This window comes from Sulfurospirillum sp. (assembly GCF_036802865.1).
In the GTDB taxonomy this organism is placed as follows: domain Bacteria; phylum Campylobacterota; class Campylobacteria; order Campylobacterales; family Sulfurospirillaceae; genus Sulfurospirillum.
In genome coordinates this window covers 64,556-83,151 of the sequence record NZ_DAIRVK010000002.1, presented here as the reverse complement: position 1 = coordinate 83,151, position 18,596 = coordinate 64,556, and the positions used below count along the sequence as shown (strand labels likewise).

General features: G+C 38.8%; 19 protein-coding genes. 7 read left to right on the top strand and 12 right to left on the bottom strand.

Annotated elements, in window-relative coordinates:
* Positions 1–3: 3 nt before the first annotated feature.
* The 3 genes from V7Q04_RS04755 to ruvX are packed head-to-tail and all read right to left on the bottom strand — an operon-like array spanning position 4 to position 2,242.
* Positions 4–1,191, bottom strand: a complete 1,188-nt coding sequence (locus V7Q04_RS04755; protein WP_333803780.1) for an aspartate aminotransferase family protein — start codon at positions 1,189–1,191, stop codon at positions 4–6.
* Positions 1,192–1,233: 42 nt separating this feature from the next.
* Positions 1,234–1,842, bottom strand: a complete 609-nt coding sequence (locus V7Q04_RS04750) for a trimeric intracellular cation channel family protein (protein WP_333803779.1) — start codon at positions 1,840–1,842, stop codon at positions 1,234–1,236.
* Complete coding sequence (gene ruvX, locus V7Q04_RS04745; protein ID WP_333803778.1) at positions 1,835–2,242, bottom strand: Holliday junction resolvase RuvX; 408 nt, start codon at positions 2,240–2,242, stop codon at positions 1,835–1,837. The genes V7Q04_RS04750 and ruvX overlap by 8 nt, the downstream gene beginning before the upstream one ends.
* Before the next feature lie 150 nt (positions 2,243–2,392).
* On the opposite strand from ruvX, the gene V7Q04_RS04740 reads away from it, so the two are divergent.
* Entirely contained in the window at positions 2,393–3,583 is a 1,191-nt protein-coding gene (locus V7Q04_RS04740; protein ID WP_333803777.1) for an L-serine ammonia-lyase, read from the top strand.
* A gap of 17 nt (positions 3,584–3,600) precedes the next feature.
* Here V7Q04_RS04740 and V7Q04_RS04735 read toward each other — a convergent pair whose 3' ends face one another.
* From V7Q04_RS04735 to ilvC, 8 genes are all read right to left on the bottom strand, one after another.
* Positions 3,601–4,992 (bottom strand): ankyrin repeat domain-containing protein, encoded by a 1,392-nt coding sequence (locus V7Q04_RS04735; RefSeq protein WP_333803776.1) that lies wholly within the window; start codon positions 4,990–4,992, stop codon positions 3,601–3,603.
* Positions 4,993–5,230: 238 nt separating this feature from the next.
* The gene (locus V7Q04_RS04730) at positions 5,231–5,755 is read right to left on the bottom strand and encodes a hypothetical protein (protein ID WP_333803775.1); all 525 of its coding nucleotides are present in this window, start codon (positions 5,753–5,755) and stop codon (positions 5,231–5,233) included.
* 29 nt (positions 5,756–5,784) lie between these two features.
* The gene (locus tag V7Q04_RS04725) at positions 5,785–6,588 is read right to left on the bottom strand and encodes a sulfite exporter TauE/SafE family protein (protein ID WP_333803774.1); all 804 of its coding nucleotides are present in this window, start codon (positions 6,586–6,588) and stop codon (positions 5,785–5,787) included.
* A 9-nt stretch (positions 6,589–6,597) separates the two neighbouring features.
* On the bottom strand, positions 6,598–7,368 hold the full coding sequence (locus tag V7Q04_RS04720; protein WP_333803773.1) for a DNA-processing protein DprA: 771 nt from the start codon (positions 7,366–7,368) through the stop codon (positions 6,598–6,600).
* Positions 7,368–8,519, bottom strand: a complete 1,152-nt coding sequence (locus tag V7Q04_RS04715) for a divergent polysaccharide deacetylase family protein (protein ID WP_333803772.1) — start codon at positions 8,517–8,519, stop codon at positions 7,368–7,370. Before V7Q04_RS04715 ends, V7Q04_RS04720 begins: the two co-directional genes overlap by 1 nt.
* Positions 8,520–8,528: 9 nt before the next feature.
* The gene (minE, locus tag V7Q04_RS04710; protein ID WP_041959774.1) at positions 8,529–8,768 is read right to left on the bottom strand and encodes a cell division topological specificity factor MinE; all 240 of its coding nucleotides are present in this window, start codon (positions 8,766–8,768) and stop codon (positions 8,529–8,531) included.
* Complete coding sequence (gene minD / locus V7Q04_RS04705) at positions 8,765–9,574, bottom strand: septum site-determining protein MinD (RefSeq protein WP_333803771.1); 810 nt, start codon at positions 9,572–9,574, stop codon at positions 8,765–8,767. The genes minE and minD overlap by 4 nt, the downstream gene beginning before the upstream one ends.
* Positions 9,575–9,713: 139 nt before the next feature.
* On the bottom strand, positions 9,714–10,736 hold the full coding sequence (ilvC, locus tag V7Q04_RS04700; RefSeq protein WP_333803770.1) for a ketol-acid reductoisomerase: 1,023 nt from the start codon (positions 10,734–10,736) through the stop codon (positions 9,714–9,716).
* A 141-nt stretch (positions 10,737–10,877) separates the two neighbouring features.
* On the opposite strand from ilvC, the gene V7Q04_RS04695 reads away from it, so the two are divergent.
* The 6 genes from V7Q04_RS04695 (at position 10,878) to rpsR (ending at position 15,948) form a co-directional block, all read left to right on the top strand.
* Complete coding sequence (locus tag V7Q04_RS04695) at positions 10,878–11,690, top strand: HDOD domain-containing protein (protein WP_333803769.1); 813 nt, start codon at positions 10,878–10,880, stop codon at positions 11,688–11,690.
* Positions 11,687–13,633, top strand: coding sequence for a ribonuclease R family protein (locus V7Q04_RS04690; RefSeq protein ID WP_333803768.1), 1,947 nt, complete (start codon positions 11,687–11,689; stop codon positions 13,631–13,633). Before V7Q04_RS04695 ends, V7Q04_RS04690 begins: the two co-directional genes overlap by 4 nt.
* Entirely contained in the window at positions 13,626–14,612 is a 987-nt protein-coding gene (holA, locus tag V7Q04_RS04685; protein WP_333803767.1) for a DNA polymerase III subunit delta, read from the top strand. Before V7Q04_RS04690 ends, holA begins: the two co-directional genes overlap by 8 nt.
* A gap of 117 nt (positions 14,613–14,729) precedes the next feature.
* A complete protein-coding gene (rpsF, locus tag V7Q04_RS04680) occupies positions 14,730–15,140 on the top strand; it encodes a 30S ribosomal protein S6 (RefSeq protein ID WP_333803766.1) in 411 nt (136 codons plus the stop codon).
* Positions 15,141–15,153: 13 nt separating this feature from the next.
* A complete protein-coding gene (locus V7Q04_RS04675; RefSeq protein ID WP_333803765.1) occupies positions 15,154–15,663 on the top strand; it encodes a single-stranded DNA-binding protein in 510 nt (169 codons plus the stop codon).
* 18 nt (positions 15,664–15,681) lie between these two features.
* A complete protein-coding gene (rpsR, locus tag V7Q04_RS04670; RefSeq protein WP_041959792.1) occupies positions 15,682–15,948 on the top strand; it encodes a 30S ribosomal protein S18 in 267 nt (88 codons plus the stop codon).
* A 146-nt stretch (positions 15,949–16,094) separates the two neighbouring features.
* Here rpsR and lon read toward each other — a convergent pair whose 3' ends face one another.
* Positions 16,095–18,515: an endopeptidase La gene (lon, locus tag V7Q04_RS04665; RefSeq protein WP_333803764.1), complete on the bottom strand. Its 2,421-nt coding sequence runs from the start codon at positions 18,513–18,515 to the stop codon at positions 16,095–16,097.
* Positions 18,516–18,596 lie beyond the last annotated feature (81 nt).

Below are 18,596 nucleotides of genomic sequence, written 5' to 3'. Positions count from 1 at the left end.
CTTTTACAAAAGCGCTTGGCAAGCACTCTCTAAACGCTTAAAGCCTTCATCCATCTCTTCTTTAGAGATTGTGAGTGGTGGCAAGAAACGGAGTGTATTTTGTCCTGCTTTTAAAACAAGTACGCCATGTTCAAAGGCTTTTTTAATGAGGTTAGCCAAGATATCACCACTTAAACATCGAATACCTCGCATCAAACCAAGCCCTTCAACACTTTCAAAAAGTGTTGGAAACGCTGTGCATGTTACTTTGAGTTTACTATCAAAATAGATGAGTGCTTCATCTAACATTCCACTTTGTTTGTATTCATCTAAAATAGCTAGTGCTTCAAGTCCAGCACGTGTAGAGAGAAAATTGCCACCAAAAGTGCTTCCATGATCTCCCGCTTCAAAAATGTCTTTATGCTTCGTAACAACTGCACCGATAGGTACACCACCCGCTAAACCTTTTGCAAGCGTGATGATATCTGGCTCAATCTCGTAAAGCGATGTTGCTAAAAACTCACCGCTTCTAAAGACGCCACTTTGCACTTCATCGATAATGAGTAATATCTCTTTTTCTTTGAGAAACTTTGCCAAATCTTGAATATCTTTTTTAGGAAACGCTTTAACACCACCCTCACCTTGCACAAGCTCAATCATCACAGCAACTGTCTCGTCATCAATTGCATTGTAAAGATCAGCAATTTCTTTTGTGTATGAGAACCCATCAGGATACGGGGCAAAAGCTGTTTTATGAAAGCTTGCTTGCCCTGTCGCTTTAACTGTTGTTATGGTTCTGCCGTGAAATGAATGCTCAAGTGTTAGAACTTTATATTTTTTATTGGCAAATTTTTTCTCGCCGTATTTACGTGCAAGTTTAATAGCACCCTCATTGGCTTCTGCACCTGAGTTTCCAAAAAAGACACTCACATCAAAGCCTGTAAGTTCATTGATTTTTTTTGCCAGTCTCGCTTGTGGCTCGATCATATAAAGATTAGACGTGTGAATAATATTGCGTGCTTGGTCACTTATAGCATCCGCAAGTCTTTGGTTACCATGCCCCACACTGACAACACCGATCCCGCTGGTAAAATCGATATAATCTCTGCCTTTATCATCAAAAAGTGTTGCATTGATGCCGTGTTTAAAATTGACATAGTTTCTTGCATATGTATGCAACACATACTCTTTATCCATTGTTTCAAAATTCATAATCTACTCCTCTAAAAAAACGCAATTATAGCGAAAAAATTCTTACCCAATTTTAGGTAAATTCCACTGTTTGTAATACGCCAATAAGCGTAATGCTACCCCACACGCAAATACTACCATCAAAGGAACATATCCACCAATGTCATACTGCGCGAATACAAATAAAATAGCCCCTACCAAAAGCGAGACTGTTCCGTAAAACTCGCTGGTCAAAAGTAACGGCACACGGTTGAGTAAAATATCGCGTATGACACCACCACCCACTGCGGTAATGAGTGCAAGCAAGATCACGCCAAAAAAATTAAACCCCGCTTGCAACCCAATAAGCGCACCTGAAATGGAAAAAGAGACCAACCCTAATGTATCGCTAACGATAAAATAAAAGGTCTTTTCTATCTCATTTTTTCGGTGCAATTTAAAGAAAATACTAAAAACGATAACCCCTAAAACTAAGAACGTAGGCATCAAATGCGTAAAGCTATAAGGCGAACGCCCAGCTAACATATCTCGAACAAGCCCACCACCAAGCGCTGTTAAAAATGAAGCAATAAAAACACCCAGTAAATCGAGCTTTTCTTTAACCGCAACGTAAAAACCACTCAGCGCAAACGCAACCGTTCCGATGATCTCTGCGACTTCTAGCTCAACCATGATTCGCCTTTAAGGTATCCAAATAGCGCTCTAAAATTACTTTTGCCGCCATCGAATCAATCCTGCCATCACGCTTTTGCCGAATAACCCCTTGCATCATCTCTTTGGCTTCATTACTAGAGCCATACTCATCTTGATACACTACGTCACCGCTAAAGGTTAAAAGACTCACAAAATGTTTGATGCGCCGTTCCATCTCTTCACTACTGCTTCCACCTTTGGGCAATCCTACCACCAAAAGTGCGATGCCCCATTCGTTTAAAAATGCATCAACATCTCGTGCTGCTTGGTCGCGATTTTTACGCAGTATTGCCTCTTGCGGTGTCACAATACCTGCAGCCAAACAAAGAGCAACCCCAATGCGTTTAAGCCCAATATCAATGCTTGCTATTTTTTTCAAATAAAACTCTTTATTGTAAATATATCTTGATTTTACAGCAGATTGATTTAAAGCGCTCTTTGCAGAAGGCATAAACTCTTTTTTTATCCCTTAGAAAACCTATTTGTATGTTATAATCCACCAATTTTTCGTCACCTATAAAGGTATGTCATGCAATCACTTAGATCTTTTTACTGCATAGGGCATGGTCCATCTTCCAGCCATACAATGGGACCATTTAATGCAGGCACTCTCTTTAAAAAACGTTTTCCAAAAGCATTTTCATACCGTGTAACACTTTTTGGATCACTTGCCGCAACAGGACGTGGACACTTAACAGATAACGCATTACGCCAAGCTTTAGAGCCTATTTCAGTTGAGATTATTTTTCGTCCCGATATTACAAAACCGTTTCATTCCAATGGTATGTTTTTTGAAGCTCTAAATGAACAAAAAGTAGTCACTGATTCATGGGAAGTGTACAGCGTAGGAGGCAGTGCACTTAAAGAAGCAAACGATAACCTTACACCCGAACCCTCAATCTATCCACTTACAACGCTGAATGACATCATGAGATGGTGCCAAGAAGAACACAAAGAGTTATGGCAATACGTTGAACAGTACGAAGGAGAGGCAATCTGGAGCTATCTTGAAGAAGTTTGGGAAACAATGCAATCCACCATTGACCGAGGGCTCAAACAAACAGGCGTTTTACCAGGACTTTTGAAATACCCACGAAAAGCCTCTATGTTCTTTGCCAAAGCACGTAAAGAGGAGAAACGAGCTCACGGCATCATTTTTGCCTATGCGCTCGCCACCAGTGAAGAAAACGCTTCGGGAAACATTGTTGTCACAGCACCAACGTGTGGGGCTTGCGGTGTTGTTCCTGCAGTACTTCGTTACCTCAAAGAACTTTACAATTTAGATAAAACCGATTGCTTAAGAGCCCTTGCTGTTGCAGGATTGCTTGGAAACCTTGTTAAATTTAACGGTTCAATTTCAGGTGCAGAAGTTGGATGTCAAGGTGAAGTGGGTGTAGCGTGTTCGATGGCAGCAGGAATGGCATCGTACCTTTTTGGTGGCAATTTACAACAAATCGATTACGCCGCAGAGATGGGGCTAGAACATCACCTTGGGATGACATGTGACCCCATAGCAGGATATGTGCAAGTGCCCTGCATTGAGCGTAACGCAGTAGCTGCCATTCGCGCCATTGACGCAGCGGAATACACTTCCTATACTGATGGAGCGCATAAAGTGAGTTTTGATGAAATCATTCAAACGATGGTCGAAACGGGAAAAGATATGAATACTAAATATAAAGAGACCTCGCTCGGAGGTCTAGCGAAACGCTACCTTTAGAGCTTTACATGTAAAGCTTATTCTTGGTAAGAAACATTCGGATTTTCATTCACACCAAGCGAATGGGCAAACTCTAAATTCTCTTTTTTATTGTTCCCTTTCGCATAATCAGCGATGGTTGCCTTATTTTCATCTTGCGCTGTGATGTCCGCGCCATGGTCTATCAAAAGCTTCATCATTTTGACATCACTGTGTTGTGCAGCATGCATTAGCGGTGTGCGCAAAGGTCTGTCTATCCGAATAAAACCTACACCCACCTTATAATCACTCTGATCTAATTTTTCTCTTGAAATATAACGATGATTGACATCGGCATTATTTTTTAGTAAAAGCTCAACGAGGACATGGTCATTAAACGCAATTGCATAAAAAAGCGTTGTTTTGCCGAAGCTATTTTCATAATTTACATTGGGCTGTTTTGAAAGCAGCAATGTTACAACACTAGGTTGTTTAAGTGCGAAAAAAAGTGCTGACTCATTGCCTACATCAATACGAGCTCCTGCATCCAATAAGGCTTGTAAATAGTCAATTGATTTTTGATGCAAGATGGCTGTTTTAAGCCCTTGATCCAGCAGTTCTTGAGGTGCATTTTTGAATACTTGGACTAACTCTTCCGTTAAAGCTTTTGAAGCGATAATACGTTTATCAAGATACGAAATATCTTGATTTTCTCCATCCGTTGAACCAGCAGCATCAAGAAAAATATACTGCATCACTGTTTTTGCATACGCTTCACTTTTTTCTTTAGAAAAATGAAATGTGGATTGATAATGCTTGGTTAATTGACTCAAAGCACGGACATATTCATCCCAAAATTGTGTGTAAGTTTCAAAGTTGCCAAGACTTTGATGTGCCCAAAGTTTAAAGTAACGTTGTATTACCTGTATATGTTCATCTCTTGAAATCTTATAATAATATCTAAAGTTTTTCTGCTCATTTTCAAAAACATCGGGGGCTATACCAGCACTTAAAAAATTAAAATATTTTTGCCTGGCAAGTGCATACCTAATACTCCCACCAGAAGTACCAAGTTCCCAGTCTCTACGGATAGTTTCATTTAGGTTTAAAATTGTCTTCATAAAAGAAAGATTTTTAATCGTCCCATTGCACTCATAATCTACTGTGAGCGGAGAGAGATAACCGGTGCCTAAATTTAGCGTAGCATGAAAAACAACTTTAGGAAATTGATGCATCATTTCGCAGGTTAATGTTCCCTCTGTCCAAGGAACAGGTTTTAAATTAAAAGAGCTATTTTCTACGACACTATCTTTCCATATCCCGACTAGCCCTTCTTGTGTTATCCGTCCTTCAATACTAATATTATCAAGGCATTTATACTCTCTGTGTGTAATAGATTCACAAGGATGAACAACAAAAGACTGCTTATTTAATGTTCCAACTAACCGCATTTTTTTGTTTTTATCCACAAATATAAGTTGACCTATTTCCATATTTTCTTAGATAGTATAAGAAGATTCATAAATGCTAAAAAGAACGTTTTTAGTGTCAATTTCTCCAAAATAATCAGCCGCATCTAAGGATATCATAGAAGTAAATAAACCTATTAAACATGCTGTTTTAAAATAATAAAGCATAATATTCCTTATAATCACAAGATGGCATAAAAATCTTGATTTTATATTGCAATTACGGGCATTTCAAATAGCTAAACCGTGTATCTTCCCAAATGGCATTTGCATCGTATTTGAGAATAAGTCCCTCGCCACGTGTTAGACCATTTTGAACCATATATTTTGGATAATAAGTTGGTTTTCCTAATTTTCCCAAAAATGCACAACTTGATTTCATATCGTCCAAATGCAAGCGTAGCGCTTCCGCAAATTGGTTACGTTTATTAGCATCGATAGGACCAAAAATTTCAGTTTTGAGCGTGTCTAAGACTTCACGTGTGCTTTTATCAACCACGCGTGCACCGTCATAATAACCATATGCTGTTGCAACAAGATAGAGTTCAACCGCTTGGGGGTATTTTTGCTCTTCAATGCATATCGCGCTGGACGTAAATAGATCGACTGGAGTATGGCTATTTTTAATCTCAACACGCTCCATACAGGTACTTACCGTTACAAGAGGCTTGCTTTCTTCAAACAGATTGCTCGCGCAGATAAGGAGTGAGGGCAGAAGAAGCGCTGTTAAAAAACTTTTTTGCATACTATTTCCTTTTTACATATAAAAGCATATTAGATGACAGATGTGAGCATTTTAATGCTAAGAACCATCAGTAACAATGCAAAAATCTTTTTGAGTTTGGCAACAGGAAGGGTATGTGCCATTTTTGCACCCAACGGTGCGGTAAAATAACTCACAACAGAGATCAGTACAACACCAGGGAGATAGACAAAGCCTAACATCATATCCGCACCTGCTTCAGTATGGATCATGCCATTGACAATGTAGCCAACCGTTCCTGCAATCGAAAGGGGAAAGCCAATCGCAGCAGATGTTGCAATTGCTTTTTTTAGATCCACATTTTGCCATACAAGATAAGGAACCGTAAGAGAACCTCCACCAATGGAAACCAATGCTGAGACAATGCCTATCAGTGAGCCTACGCTAAAAAGCGATTCAGGAGTAGAGAGTTCACGGCTTGGTTTTGGCTTTTTATCGATTGCCATTTGAATGGAAACATACGCCATAAAAACAGCAAAGAAAATAGCAAGTTGAACGGATTTCATGTATGTTGCTAGAAAAGTTGCGGCAAAGGTACCGATAACAACACCACCAGCCATATACTTCACGACATTCCACATCACTGCACCTTTTTTGTGGTGTGCCCGCATACTGGCAAATGAGGTAAAGACGATGGATGCCATAGACGTACCAAGTGCCATGTGTACGACTTGTTCAACAGGAACACCTTGTGCTAAAAAAATCGAAGTCAGCACGGGCACCATAATACCGCCCCCACCAATCCCCAATAATCCTGCCATAAAACCAACCACGAGACCCAATACTAAAAAAGCAACAATCCACTCAAAACCCATTGTCTTCCTTTATATGCGCTTGATACGCCCATTTTCAACTTTTATTTTACCTAAACATTCATACTCAAATACTTTACCTGCAAATTTTTCGACTGCTTCATGGTAAAGAGGATGTGTATCACAATAAATCAAAAAATCATCATTACAGATAAAATCGCTTTTTCCAAAAAGCGATACAAAGGCATCAATATCATACAAAGGTGTTGCTAATCCTTGTGTTAAAAGATGCTCTGTTCCAGCACTCTCACCTAAACGATGCGGAAGCACATAGATAGGCTTTTGCATTTTAAGGGCAAACTCAATACTATGCATCGTTCCACTTTTAAGATCGGCTTGTGTGACGACAAGCGCGTCTCCCAGGGCAACAACAAGTTCATTTCGCACAGGGAAATTCCATTTGAGAGAAGGCTGACCTACTTCGAACTGACTCAGAACCAAGCCCTCTTTTTCGATTTCAGATATGAGATTTTGATGTATGGAAGGGTAGCGAATATCAAGTCCTGTTCCTGCAACCATAATGGTGTTGTGAACACCTGCAGATTGATGTGCCATACCATCAACACCTTGTGCACCCCCACTGACAATACACACCCCTGCAAGAGAAAGTTTACGAGCAAGTTCTGCTGTATACATTTTGGTGTAATGAATAGGATGGCGCGTGCCTACTATAGAGATTTTAGGGCGTTTAAGAAGTTTCGAATTTCCAAGAAAATAAAGCGGTTTAGGATAGACTTTCATACTCTCCAGTTCGGGGACATGAAAGTCTATCGTTTGAATCATCATAAATCTTTAAGATAAACCAGATCGACACCTTCTAGCAGCTCTTTAGAATCTCTTAAAACCTCTAAAGTGTTTTTGTGTGGATGCCCAATAGCAATCGCGTAACCATGCTTTTTAGCTTTCATAACGGCTTCTTTAAGCTGGGTACGAATCAAGTTTTTATCGAGTGAGTTATCCAGAAAAACATCTCTTGAGTAGAGAAACATATCGTACTTCTTAGTAATTTCAGGTGCTTTAGAATTGCCAGCCGTGCGACTATCAACAAACACAAGGTTGTTTTCTTTCATAATTTTCACAAGACGATCCATCGCATTATAATCCGCGGTATAAGAGCCACCTGTATGATTGTTGTAATAAATAATTTCAGGGAATAACTCTTTGATACGTTTAATTCTTTTCTCAATCACTTCACTTGAATCAACAGCATTAAGGGTTTCTGGCTCAGGCGAAGAGTAGTTTTTTGATTCCATCGGTAGATGGATCATTTTAAACTCAAAATCATGTGATAAACGCACAGTATCAGGATGCCCTTTGGTTGGTGGGAAAAATGAAGGCGTTACTTTATACGGAATTTCTTTGATAGAACGTGTTTGCCACGCGAAAGAAACATCATCAAGGATGATTGCAAGCTTAGGCGTTGTTCCCTCAGGATACTTTTTACGAATAATATCATGAGGACGAGCAGGCTTTCCACTCTCTTTAACGCTGCGTTGATAATCATTCACTTCTGAGAGATCGTGCGTAGTTTTACTCTCCTCTTCAGGAGTCTGTTGAGTCACAACTGTTGTCGTTTGAGTCGCGTTGTTTTCCTCAGTTTTTTCACTACTTTGATTATTTTCAATGATTTCTGTAGCGTTAGCTTCAATGGAAGAAGAAGGTGGTGGTGGCAGTGTTGCTTGACGTGCCTTTTCATCCTCCAGCATCTGCTTCATCTGACGCATAAGTTCATCGCTGGATGTCATCTGATTTTTTTGGATTGTTTTGGACCCCTGATAAGAGGTCGTCATATACAAATACGTTCCAAAGGCGATCATTGAAAGGGTTAAAATAAGCATTAAAATCAGGCTATATTTTTTAAGCTGCGCTGATTTTAACTCATTAAACGAAGGTGTCTCTTTTTTTTGGCGTTTTTCTTTAATCTTTTTTACCATGAATGCAATTTACTTTCCAAGTATGACTTCGACTTCTAATAACTCGAGATTTTGATTATTGTGAGAAGTGATTTTGACATCTTCCACTTTCGTATATTTCTTAATTACAGCGATCAGATCATTGCGAAGATCGTCTAAATAAGGTAACTTACAACTTGCTCTCTCATGGGAAAGCATAATTTTAAGGCGATTTTTTGCCACGTCTGCCGTATTTTTTTTCGTTCCAAAAAGATCACTGAAGAAACTCATTTGAAAATTCCTTTGAGTGCTGAGAAAAGTCCTTTTTTTACACGAATGTCTAAGAATTCGACCTCTTCACCTAAAATGCGTCGTGCAATATTGCGATACGCTTCTGCTGAGAGTGACTTATCTTTATTGACAATCGGAGAACCTGTATTGGTTGAAGTAATAATATCTTCATCATCTGGCACAATACCAATGAGAGGAAGCGCTAAGATACTTAAAACATCATCCACGCTGAGCATATTGCCCGCTTCTACCATCTCTGGTTTAATACGGTTAATAATGATGTGTTTTTCAACTTCTAAACCATTTTTTGCACGCTCACTTTTAGCATCAATAATACCAATAACACGATCGGCATCACGAACAGAGCTGACATCAGGAGTTGAAACGATAAGTGCGCGGTCTGCTAGGAAAATAGAGTGCTCAAATCCGCTTTCGATACCCGCAGGAGAATCGATCATAACGAAGTCAAAACTCTCTTTGAGATTTTCAATCAACGCTTTGACTTTATCTTTATTCAAAATATCTTTATCTTTGGTTTGGCTCGCAGGTAAAAAATAGAGTGTTTTAGATTTTTTATCATTGATAAGGGCTTGTGCAAGATTACAACGACCTTCCATAACATCAACCACATCATATACAATGCGATTTTCAAGTCCTAAGATCATATCAAGATTTCTAAGACCTATATCAAAGTCAATTGCAACAACTTTTTTGCCTAAATTTGCAAGTCCAACGGCTAGGTTTGCAGTGGTGGTTGATTTACCAACGCCACCTTTACCAGACGTTACGGTGATAACTATACCCATATAACCTCTTTATTTACAATACTGATTAAAATAAATTGTGTCGACAAAGCCGACTAGCTTTCGCGCTCATGTTCTAGTGAAGTCAAAAGGGCATTACCCTTTTGACACGTTAGAGAGTTTTGTAAACTCTTTAACGAAACTAGTTTTTATCTTTATTGATGATTTTTTTAGATGTGATCCAAGGCATCATAGAACGAAGTTTTTCGCCTGTTTTGTTAAGAAGACTTCTCTCAGTTTTAGCACGTTCTGCGTTCATACGAGTGTATCCAGCTTTTCGCTCTAAAATAAAATCTTTAGCAAAACGACCATCTTGGATTTCAGCCAAAATCTCTTTCATTGCTGCTTTTGACTCAGCGTTGATAACGCGTTTTCCACTGACATAGTCACCATACTCTGCTGTATTAGAGATAGAGTAACGCATATCAGCAATACCGCCTTGGTACATCAAATCAACGATGAGTTTAAGCTCATGTAAACACTCAAAGTATGCCATTTCAGGCTCATAACCCGCTTCTACCAATGTTTGAAAACCCGCTTCAACAAGAGCCGTAGCACCACCACAAAGAACAGCTTGCTCTCCAAAAAGATCGGTCTCAGTCTCATCTTTGAAAGTTGTCTCAATAATACCCGTTCTACCACCACCAATTGCAGATGCATAACTAAGTGCTAAAGCTTTTGCTTTGCCTGTTGCATCTTGATCTACGGCGATAAGATCTGGAATTCCTCCACCGTTTACAAACTCACTTCTTACAGTATGACCTGGCGCTTTTGGAGCAACCATGATACAATCAACACCTTTTGGAGTAACAATTTGACCGTAGTGAATGTTAAAACCATGACCAAAGGCAATTGCTTTACCAGCAGCTAAATTTGGTTTGATCTCTTCTGCGAAAACATCACCTTGCATCTCATCTGGCAACAAAATCATGATAACATCAGCATATTTAGTAGCTTCAGCTACTGTCATAACGCGGAAACCTTTTGCTTCAGCTTTTGCCCATGAACCACCATCTTTTCTAAGACCTACAACAACCTCTACACCACTATCACGAAGATTTTCTGCATGTGCGTGTCCTTGAGAACCAAAACCAATCATCGCTACTTTTTTAGAGCGAATAATGCTTAAATCACAATCTTTGTCATAAAAGACGGTTATTGCCATTTGTCAATCCTTACATGTAATATTAAATGTCGGTATTTTACAAAATAGTTACTTAAAAACATTACATATGCACGGGGAAAGGAAACTATAAACCAACACGAGATAGAATTTGTCTATAAACAAAATCACTAGGAATCAGTTATGGACGAAAATATTTTAAAAAAAATCAAAGCGCTTCCGCCTCTTGATGATACGGTGTTGAAGATACAACGTATTTGCGTCGATAAAAACAGCTCTTTAGCTGATCTTGTCAAAGTGGTTGAGAGTGACCCAATGCTGACTGCCAATATTTTAAAATCTTCTAATTCCCCTCTTTATGGCTTTAGCCGAGAAATTAAAAACATCGCGCATGCTGTATCTCTTTTTGGTATGGCTACAGTACGTGGTTTTGCGCTGTCAAGTGCTATTAAACAAAATATCAAAATAGATCTTTCGCCATACCATTTATCCAATACAACTTTTTTAGATATCAGTACGCTCCAAAGTACATTCATGTTCAAATGGTACTCTAAAGTGAACAAAGCGATGCTTGATGTTCTGCAACCGGCTTCCTTCATGATGGAAGTTGGAAAAATTATTATTGCACATGAACTGATCGAACAACAAAAAGACAGTGCTTTTAAAACAGCTATTGGCTCTGTTAAAACACCGCATGAACTCTCAAATTTAGAAAAAGAATATGTGGGCTTTTCAAACGAAGACATCACGGCTAAGATTTTTGAACAATGGAATTTAGAGAGTGAATTGGTTGAGTCCATTAAGTTTTCAAACAATCCTTTTGAAGCACAAGAACATATTATTCCTTTTTCTGCGGCACTTAATGTCGTTAAAAACAGTATTAATATTTTCGGACAACTTGATGATGCATTGACTACTCGTGCCCTTAAACTCTTAGATGAGTACGGCTTAAGCCATGAACCATTTTTACAAACAATCGAGCAATTTAAACAGTGAAAAATTTCCTTCTTAGCCTTAAAGAAGGGGTTGCACAAGCGGATGTGCCAGCCCCTTTCCTTCCTCATTTTAAAGCCCTTATTCAGCTTAGAATTCTTCTGCCAAAACATGATCTTTATGTTCTTGAACCTTCGCATCTTGTAGGCAAAATGGATGTTGCCTTCAGTGGTACAGGGTACTTAAGCTCTTTAGAGCCTACACGATCTAAAGATCTCATCATTGAAGCATCAGGCTTACATGGCGCTATGCGTGGTGATTTAGTCGTAGCCAAACGTGTAACCAACAAACGAGGTGGACGTGCTAAAGCTGTAGTTGTCTACATTGCTCAACGCGCTTTTGCTAAAAGCATTGTCTATACGAAAATGAGCAAAGGCAAAGTGGTTGGCGTGAATGTCAAAAACGAATCTATGTTTGAAATCACCGCCAGTCAAAAATCGCTCAAGCAACTCCCGTTGGGATCTGTTTTAAAAATTGACAACATCACCAATGCCATTGAAGAGGTTTTAGGAACACTTGATGATCCTCTTGTGGATGAAAAAATTTCTTTAGCTCTCTTTGATAAAAAAGAATTTTTTACAAAAGAAGCTGAAACAGAAGCCAAAAGTCATGGTGATTTTGTGGACAAATCTTATTACCCGCACCGTGTTGATTTGACGCATTTGCCTTTTTGTACCATTGATCCAGTAGATGCCAAAGACTTTGATGATGCCATTTACTTTGACGTGGCAAACCATATACTCTATGTTGCTATTGCCGATGTTAGTGAATATGTTTACGCAATGGGTCCTATCGATAAAGAAGCGATTGAACGCGGCTTTTCAATCTATTTTCCGCATAAATCAATCCCAATGCTTCCACGCTCTTTAAGCGAAAATATCTGTTCATTAAAGCCTAATGTTGACCGTCTTGCCTATACCTTTAAAATAACACTTGACCCGATTACAAGTAAACCACTCAAAGAGGAACTTTTTGAGAGTGTCATTCATTCATCAAAGCGTTATACCTACGAAAAAATTGATCTTTTTTTACAAGGTAAAACAGACGATGCAGATCCTGCGGATAAAGCCATTTTAGAATATCTTTTACCACTGCATACACTGACACAAAAACTTCGTGATATGAGGCTTGAAAATGCTTTTTCATTTCGCTCATCCGAAGTGAGAATGCGAGTAGATGTAAACCAAAACTTAGTCGCAACAACGATAGAAGAAGAAACGCCTTCTCATGGGCTTATTGAAGATTGTATGCTTTTAGCCAATAAAGCAGCCGCAAAAAAACTCGGTTTTGGTATCTTTAGAACCCATGAAAGTCCTTCATATGAGCGTATGGAAGCTCTTTTAAATGATCTAGCCCTCATTGGCATCAATGCCAAACTGAGTGCGGATCTTCCTAAAATGATTCAAGGGATTCAAGCCAAAGCCGATACATTAGGACTTCGTGAAGAGGTTGACAAACTCATCATCAAAAGCCAAAAAAAGGCGATTTACGAGCCTGAAAACAAGGGGCATTTTGGACTTGGATTTGACATCTACACCCATTTCACCTCTCCTATTCGTCGTTACAGTGACCTCACACTGCACCGTCTTTTAAAAGCGAAAATGGCAAACGATGAGAAAAAGCTGACATTCTTGCTCAAAGACATCGCGCCACTGTGTGAAAAAATAAGCGCGTTAGAGCGTGAGAGTGACAAAGTGGCATGGGATTATATGGACCGTAAATTTGCGCGTTATATGGCGTTACATGTAGGCGATAATTTCAAAGCGATCGTCGTTGAAACCGAACAAAATCCTATCGCAAAGTTAGATGATGAACTCAAAGGTGCACGCATCTTTTTACTTGACAATGATGTACATTTATTACAACGTATTGAAGTTAAAATTGTCGAAAGTAACATAGCCACAGCCAGAATTTACGCACGAGTCACCAGGAGTTTTGATGTATAAAAGAGAATTTGAAGGTCTTTTAAAAGCTCAAAAATCCCCAAAATCAACCCTTTTATACGGTGCATGTGCCTATCAAAACAATATGCTCACGCAACAACTTTTAGCTCTTTTAAAAGCAGGGAGTGAAGAAAAAGTGATGATGTACTTTGATGAGTATAACTTTACTTCTGCCAAAAATTTTCTCTCTCAATCTTCTCTCTTTGGTGATCGAAATATCCTTATCATCAAAACCGATAAAACGATTCCTACCAAAGAGATCGAAGTATTAGTAGGACTGTGTGCGAAGAATGATTCAAGTTATTTTATTTATCAGTACTTTGGAGAAGATAAAAAAGCAACACCTCTCACAAAACTCTTTGAAAAGCAAAACGATGGTGTTTTTGTACGTCTTTTTAAAGCAGAATTTAACGAAGCTATACAGTTACTCCAAAATCATGCCAATGCCATTGGTCTATCCATTGATCGTTATGCATTGCAACATCTTTATATGATCCACACCGAAGACCTCTCTTTGTGTGTCAACGAATGTGAAAAACTTTTAGTATTAGACAAAGAAATTGGAATCAATGATATTAACACCCTTGTTTACGGACTTGGTAGTGTGTCCATGGATCATTTCATCACTAAGTTACTCGAAAAAAAAGACATCAAAGAAGAATTTGAACGTATGATTGAAGGTGATGGAATTGAAGAAATTCGTATTGTTAATGCCATTCAAACACATGTAACTCAGCTCTTTTTATTTCATGCTTACATTAAATTATATGGGTCATTCGATGCAAAAGCCATTTTGGGATACCCTCTTCCACCCCAACTTGCGGCACAAAGATCGCAACATTCCATTAAGATTGATCTTGCAACTTACCATAAACTTTCCAACCAACTGATCGACGCAGAATACCGTTTGAAAAAAATGGGAAATGTCGAAAAAACAAGTTATCTCCTCTCCAGTTTAATCAAACTACAAAGCAGCTTATAAAATCCCATTATTACGAAATAAGAAATGCGTAAGGTGAGTTACAGTATAATCCACGCCTATTCTAAAAATCCTTACTCAAATACTGATCTATTTGGGTGAAATCCAGAAGGAGAAACGATGCGACATTATGAGTTGCTTGTTGTAGTAAAACCTACACTTACTGTAGAAGAACTACAAGCAAAACTAAACTATCTAAAAGAAATTTTAGAAAAAAACGGTGCAGTTATTTCTGCAACACTTGAGATGGGTACACGCAAACTTGCGTATCAAATCGATAAATTTGAGCGTGGTTCATACGTAGTATTCTACTTTACTGCCCCTACAGCTGCTATTGCTGAAGTTGAGAGACTTATCAGAATTACTGAAGAGTTTATCCGTTTCATGACTGTTAAATTTGAAAATCAAAAAGAACTTAGATTTTGGAACAAACAAGTTGAAAAAATCACTAAAAAAAGTGATGCACCAGCTGCTGTTGTTGTTGAATCTAAAGAGATCGTAGAAGAACCAACTGTTACAACTGAAGCTTAATTAAGGAGCCATGATGTTCAATAGAGTAATTATGCTTGGTAACCTCACACGTGATTGCGAACTTCGCTATCTACCTAATGGTGGAGCGGTTTGTACCACAGGACTTGCAACCAATCGTCGCTTTAAAAAGCAAGACGGAAGCCAAGGTGAAGAAGTGTGCTTTATCGACATTACCTTTTTTGGACGTACCGCAGAGATCGCTAACCAATACCTAAGCCGTGGCAAAAAAGTATTGGTAGAGGGTCGTTTGAAGCTCGATCAATGGACAGATCAACAAGGTGTAAAGCGCTCTAAGCACTCTATCACTGTTGAAACACTCCAAATGATTGATTCACGTGGTGGACAAGAAGGTGGTGGTGCAGATATGGGTGGAAGTTATGGTGAGCCTTCAGGAACACCAAACGTAGGTTACAATGCCGCCAACCAACAAAAGCCAGCTGCATATCCAAGACAATCTACTCCTGAATATAGTGGTCATGAAATTCCGAGCATCGATATTAACGATGACGAAATACCGTTTTAGTAAATAAAAGGATAAAAAATGGCAGAGAAAAGAAAATTTGCACGCAAATATTGCAAATACTGTGAAGCAAAAGTAGAATACGTTGACTATAAAGATGCAAAAATTTTGAGACATTCTCTCTCCGAGAGATACAAAATTATGCCTCGTCGTTTAACTGGTAACTGCAAAAGACATCAAGAGATGGTAGAACTAGCGATCAAACGCGCTCGTGCTACAGCGGTTATCCCTTACATCATCGACACTCAAAAAGTTGTTGCAGTTCCTTTCGAGCAATTACAACAATAAGCATAAAGCCCCAAATTTGGGGCTTTTCTTCTTTTTTAAATCTACTTGCGTTATCTTCTGTGTTACTATAACTATTTATCCACTTTAATGATTACTCAGTTTTTGAGGACTACCATCAACCTATAATAGCCCTCTTTATAACCTACTTAAACTAACGCATACTCCAACACTTCTTCCACTCGAGACACTGGGATAATTTTCATTTTCTCTTTGACTTCATCAGGAATTTCATCTAAATCTTTTTCATAGTTTTTCTTAGGAATCAATGCTGTTTTGATCTTCGCTTTATACGCAGCAATGAGTTTTTCTTTAAGCCCACCAATAGGCAAAACTTTACCTGTTAGGGTTAACTCACCCGTCATTGCTAAATCGCTTTTAACTTTTTTATTGCATAGGATAGAAGCAATGGCTGTTGCCATCGTAATACCCGCACTTGGACCATCTTTTGGCGTAGCGCCTTCTGGGACGTGAATGTGAAGATCATAACGCCTGTAAACATCACTTGGCTCGATCTTTTTGGCACTCTCTTCTTTATCAAGCCCTGATGTTGGGATGATAGAAAGTGGTACATCAATTTTACCATTGTCTATCAAGACTTTAACCACACTCAGTGCAATTTTGGCAGACTCTTTCATAACATCACCCAAAGAACCCGTGATTTGAATGCCGCCTTTGCCTTGAATACGAATGGCCTCGACTTTAAGAACATCACCACCCACACTTGTCCAAGCAAGTCCATTGACGATACCCACACTGTTTTCTTTATCCACTTCATCAATCTCAAAAACCGTTTTAGGGAGATATTCTTTAAGATTGGCGTTACCAATACTTACTTTATCAATGGATGCATCCGTCAAAAGCTGTTTTGCCACTTTTCGTAAAATATCTGCAATTCTTCGGCGTAAATTTCTAACCCCTGATTCACGGGTATAGTTAGAGATAATGAGCTGTAATGTTGGTTTAGAAATAACTACTTCACTGTTTTTCAGACCATGTTTTTTTAACTCTTGAGGAATAAGGTATTTTTTAGCGATCTCATATTTTTCTTGTGGTGTATAAGAATTAACAAAAATAAACTCCATACGATCACGAAGCGGTGCAGGAATAGAGCCTACTTCATTCGCGGTTGCAATGAAGATCACTTTGCTAAGATCAAGGTTGAAGTTCAAATAATAATCTCTAAATTTGTTATTTTGCTCAGGATCAAGCACTTCTAGAAGAACTGCTGTTGGGTCACCTCTGAAACTTCGTGCTACTTTATCGATCTCATCTAGTACCACGACAGGGTTCATCTCGCCTGCTTCAATGATGCCTTGAACAATACGTCCTGGCATCGCTCCAATATACGTTCGTCTGTGTCCTCTTAGTTCATTGACATCTTCAAGTCCACCCAAAGCAATGCGTACAAGTTTGCGTTTCAGCGCTTTTGCAATCGAGTTCGCTAAAGAGGTTTTACCCACACCTGGAGGGCCCGCAAAACATAAAATAGCACCTGTGGCAGATTTATCGGCAATACCTCGTTTTGAGAGCAATTCACGCACTGCAAAAAACTCTTCGATACGTTCTTTTGGCTTTTCGAGTGAATAATGATCTTTATCGAGTTGTGATTTGACTTCTAAAACATCGAGTGATTTTTTTGATAACTTTCCATAAGGAATTTCAATTACCCAGTCAAGGTAACTCTGAATCAAATTGGCATCAGCAGAGTCTGGATGCATACGTGAGAGCTTGTCGATCTGCTTTTTGATCTCTTTGTAAGCATCTTCTTCCATATGCTCTTTTTTAGCATCAAGCTTTTTACGATACTCTTCAATCTCTTCTTCTCTTTGATTGTCCGTACCTAACTCTTTTTGAATCTGTTTGAGCTGTTCTTTCAGAAAATACTCTTTGTTCACTTTTTCAATTTGAGAATGCACTTTCGTTTTAATCTCTTTTTTCAAACGGCTTGACTCAATTTCTTCAATAACATAGTCAATGAGTTGCAAAAGCCGTGTCTCATCATCGGCTTCCACAAACAGCTTGTACGCCTGCTCTTTTTTGAGCTTCATACTGCTTGCAACAAGGTCTGTAATACGGTGAATGTCGCTGTTATCTTCAATCGTTTTAATCAAATCAGGAGGAAATTGTCCGCCAAGTGATGAAAGTTGCGTGATTTTTTCACGTAAAACAGCCAAAGTCGCTTCTACTTTCATCACTTCAGAATGATGAGTTGCAATAAGTTCAACCGTTGCGCGAAGAGGCTTGGTAGAGAGTTCTTTTAAAATTCTTCCTTTTTGCATACCTTGAAAAAGAATCTTGACACGACCATCAGGAAGATCCACTTTACGCATGATAGAACCAATAACACCTCCTGGATAAATCGCATTAAAGTCACGTCCATGCTCATTGCCAACTTTAGCAGTACAAACCATCACCAAAGAGTTGTGGTCTAGCGCATCATTGGCTGCACGAATGTTTTCTTCATCGGTTAAAAAAAGGGGTGAGATCATAAAAGGGTATAAAAATAAATTGTCTTCTACGACAATGGGGATGTCCGCAGGAAATGCGGTGTAGTCGCTGAGTTTCATCGCTCAATCTCCGTACTTTGATGTTTTTGTTATTTTACAGGTAAGGGCATAAGAGCCAAGCTCTTATGCGATAATTAGATT

Coding starts and splice junctions, on each gene's coding strand:
- V7Q04_RS04715 (WP_333803772.1), bottom strand. CDS start 8,519: ATGGTAAAAAAGATTAAAGAAAAACGCCAAAAAAAAGAGACACCTTCG.
- minD (WP_333803771.1), bottom strand. CDS start 9,574: ATGGGTATAGTTATCACCGTAACGTCTGGTAAAGGTGGCGTTGGTAAA.
- V7Q04_RS04725 (WP_333803774.1), bottom strand. CDS start 6,588: ATGGGTTTTGAGTGGATTGTTGCTTTTTTAGTATTGGGTCTCGTGGTT.
- V7Q04_RS04740 (WP_333803777.1), top strand. CDS start 2,393: ATGCAATCACTTAGATCTTTTTACTGCATAGGGCATGGTCCATCTTCC.
- holA (WP_333803767.1), top strand. CDS start 13,626: ATGTATAAAAGAGAATTTGAAGGTCTTTTAAAAGCTCAAAAATCCCCA.
- V7Q04_RS04695 (WP_333803769.1), top strand. CDS start 10,878: ATGGACGAAAATATTTTAAAAAAAATCAAAGCGCTTCCGCCTCTTGAT.
- rpsR (WP_041959792.1), top strand. CDS start 15,682: ATGGCAGAGAAAAGAAAATTTGCACGCAAATATTGCAAATACTGTGAA.
- rpsF (WP_333803766.1), top strand. CDS start 14,730: ATGCGACATTATGAGTTGCTTGTTGTAGTAAAACCTACACTTACTGTA.
- V7Q04_RS04730 (WP_333803775.1), bottom strand. CDS start 5,755: ATGCAAAAAAGTTTTTTAACAGCGCTTCTTCTGCCCTCACTCCTTATC.
- lon (WP_333803764.1), bottom strand. CDS start 18,515: ATGAAACTCAGCGACTACACCGCATTTCCTGCGGACATCCCCATTGTC.
- ilvC (WP_333803770.1), bottom strand. CDS start 10,736: ATGGCAATAACCGTCTTTTATGACAAAGATTGTGATTTAAGCATTATT.
- minE (WP_041959774.1), bottom strand. CDS start 8,768: ATGAGTTTCTTCAGTGATCTTTTTGGAACGAAAAAAAATACGGCAGAC.
- V7Q04_RS04675 (WP_333803765.1), top strand. CDS start 15,154: ATGTTCAATAGAGTAATTATGCTTGGTAACCTCACACGTGATTGCGAA.
- V7Q04_RS04720 (WP_333803773.1), bottom strand. CDS start 7,368: ATGATTCAAACGATAGACTTTCATGTCCCCGAACTGGAGAGTATGAAA.
- V7Q04_RS04750 (WP_333803779.1), bottom strand. CDS start 1,842: ATGGTTGAGCTAGAAGTCGCAGAGATCATCGGAACGGTTGCGTTTGCG.
- V7Q04_RS04735 (WP_333803776.1), bottom strand. CDS start 4,992: ATGCGGTTAGTTGGAACATTAAATAAGCAGTCTTTTGTTGTTCATCCT.
- V7Q04_RS04755 (WP_333803780.1), bottom strand. CDS start 1,191: ATGAATTTTGAAACAATGGATAAAGAGTATGTGTTGCATACATATGCA.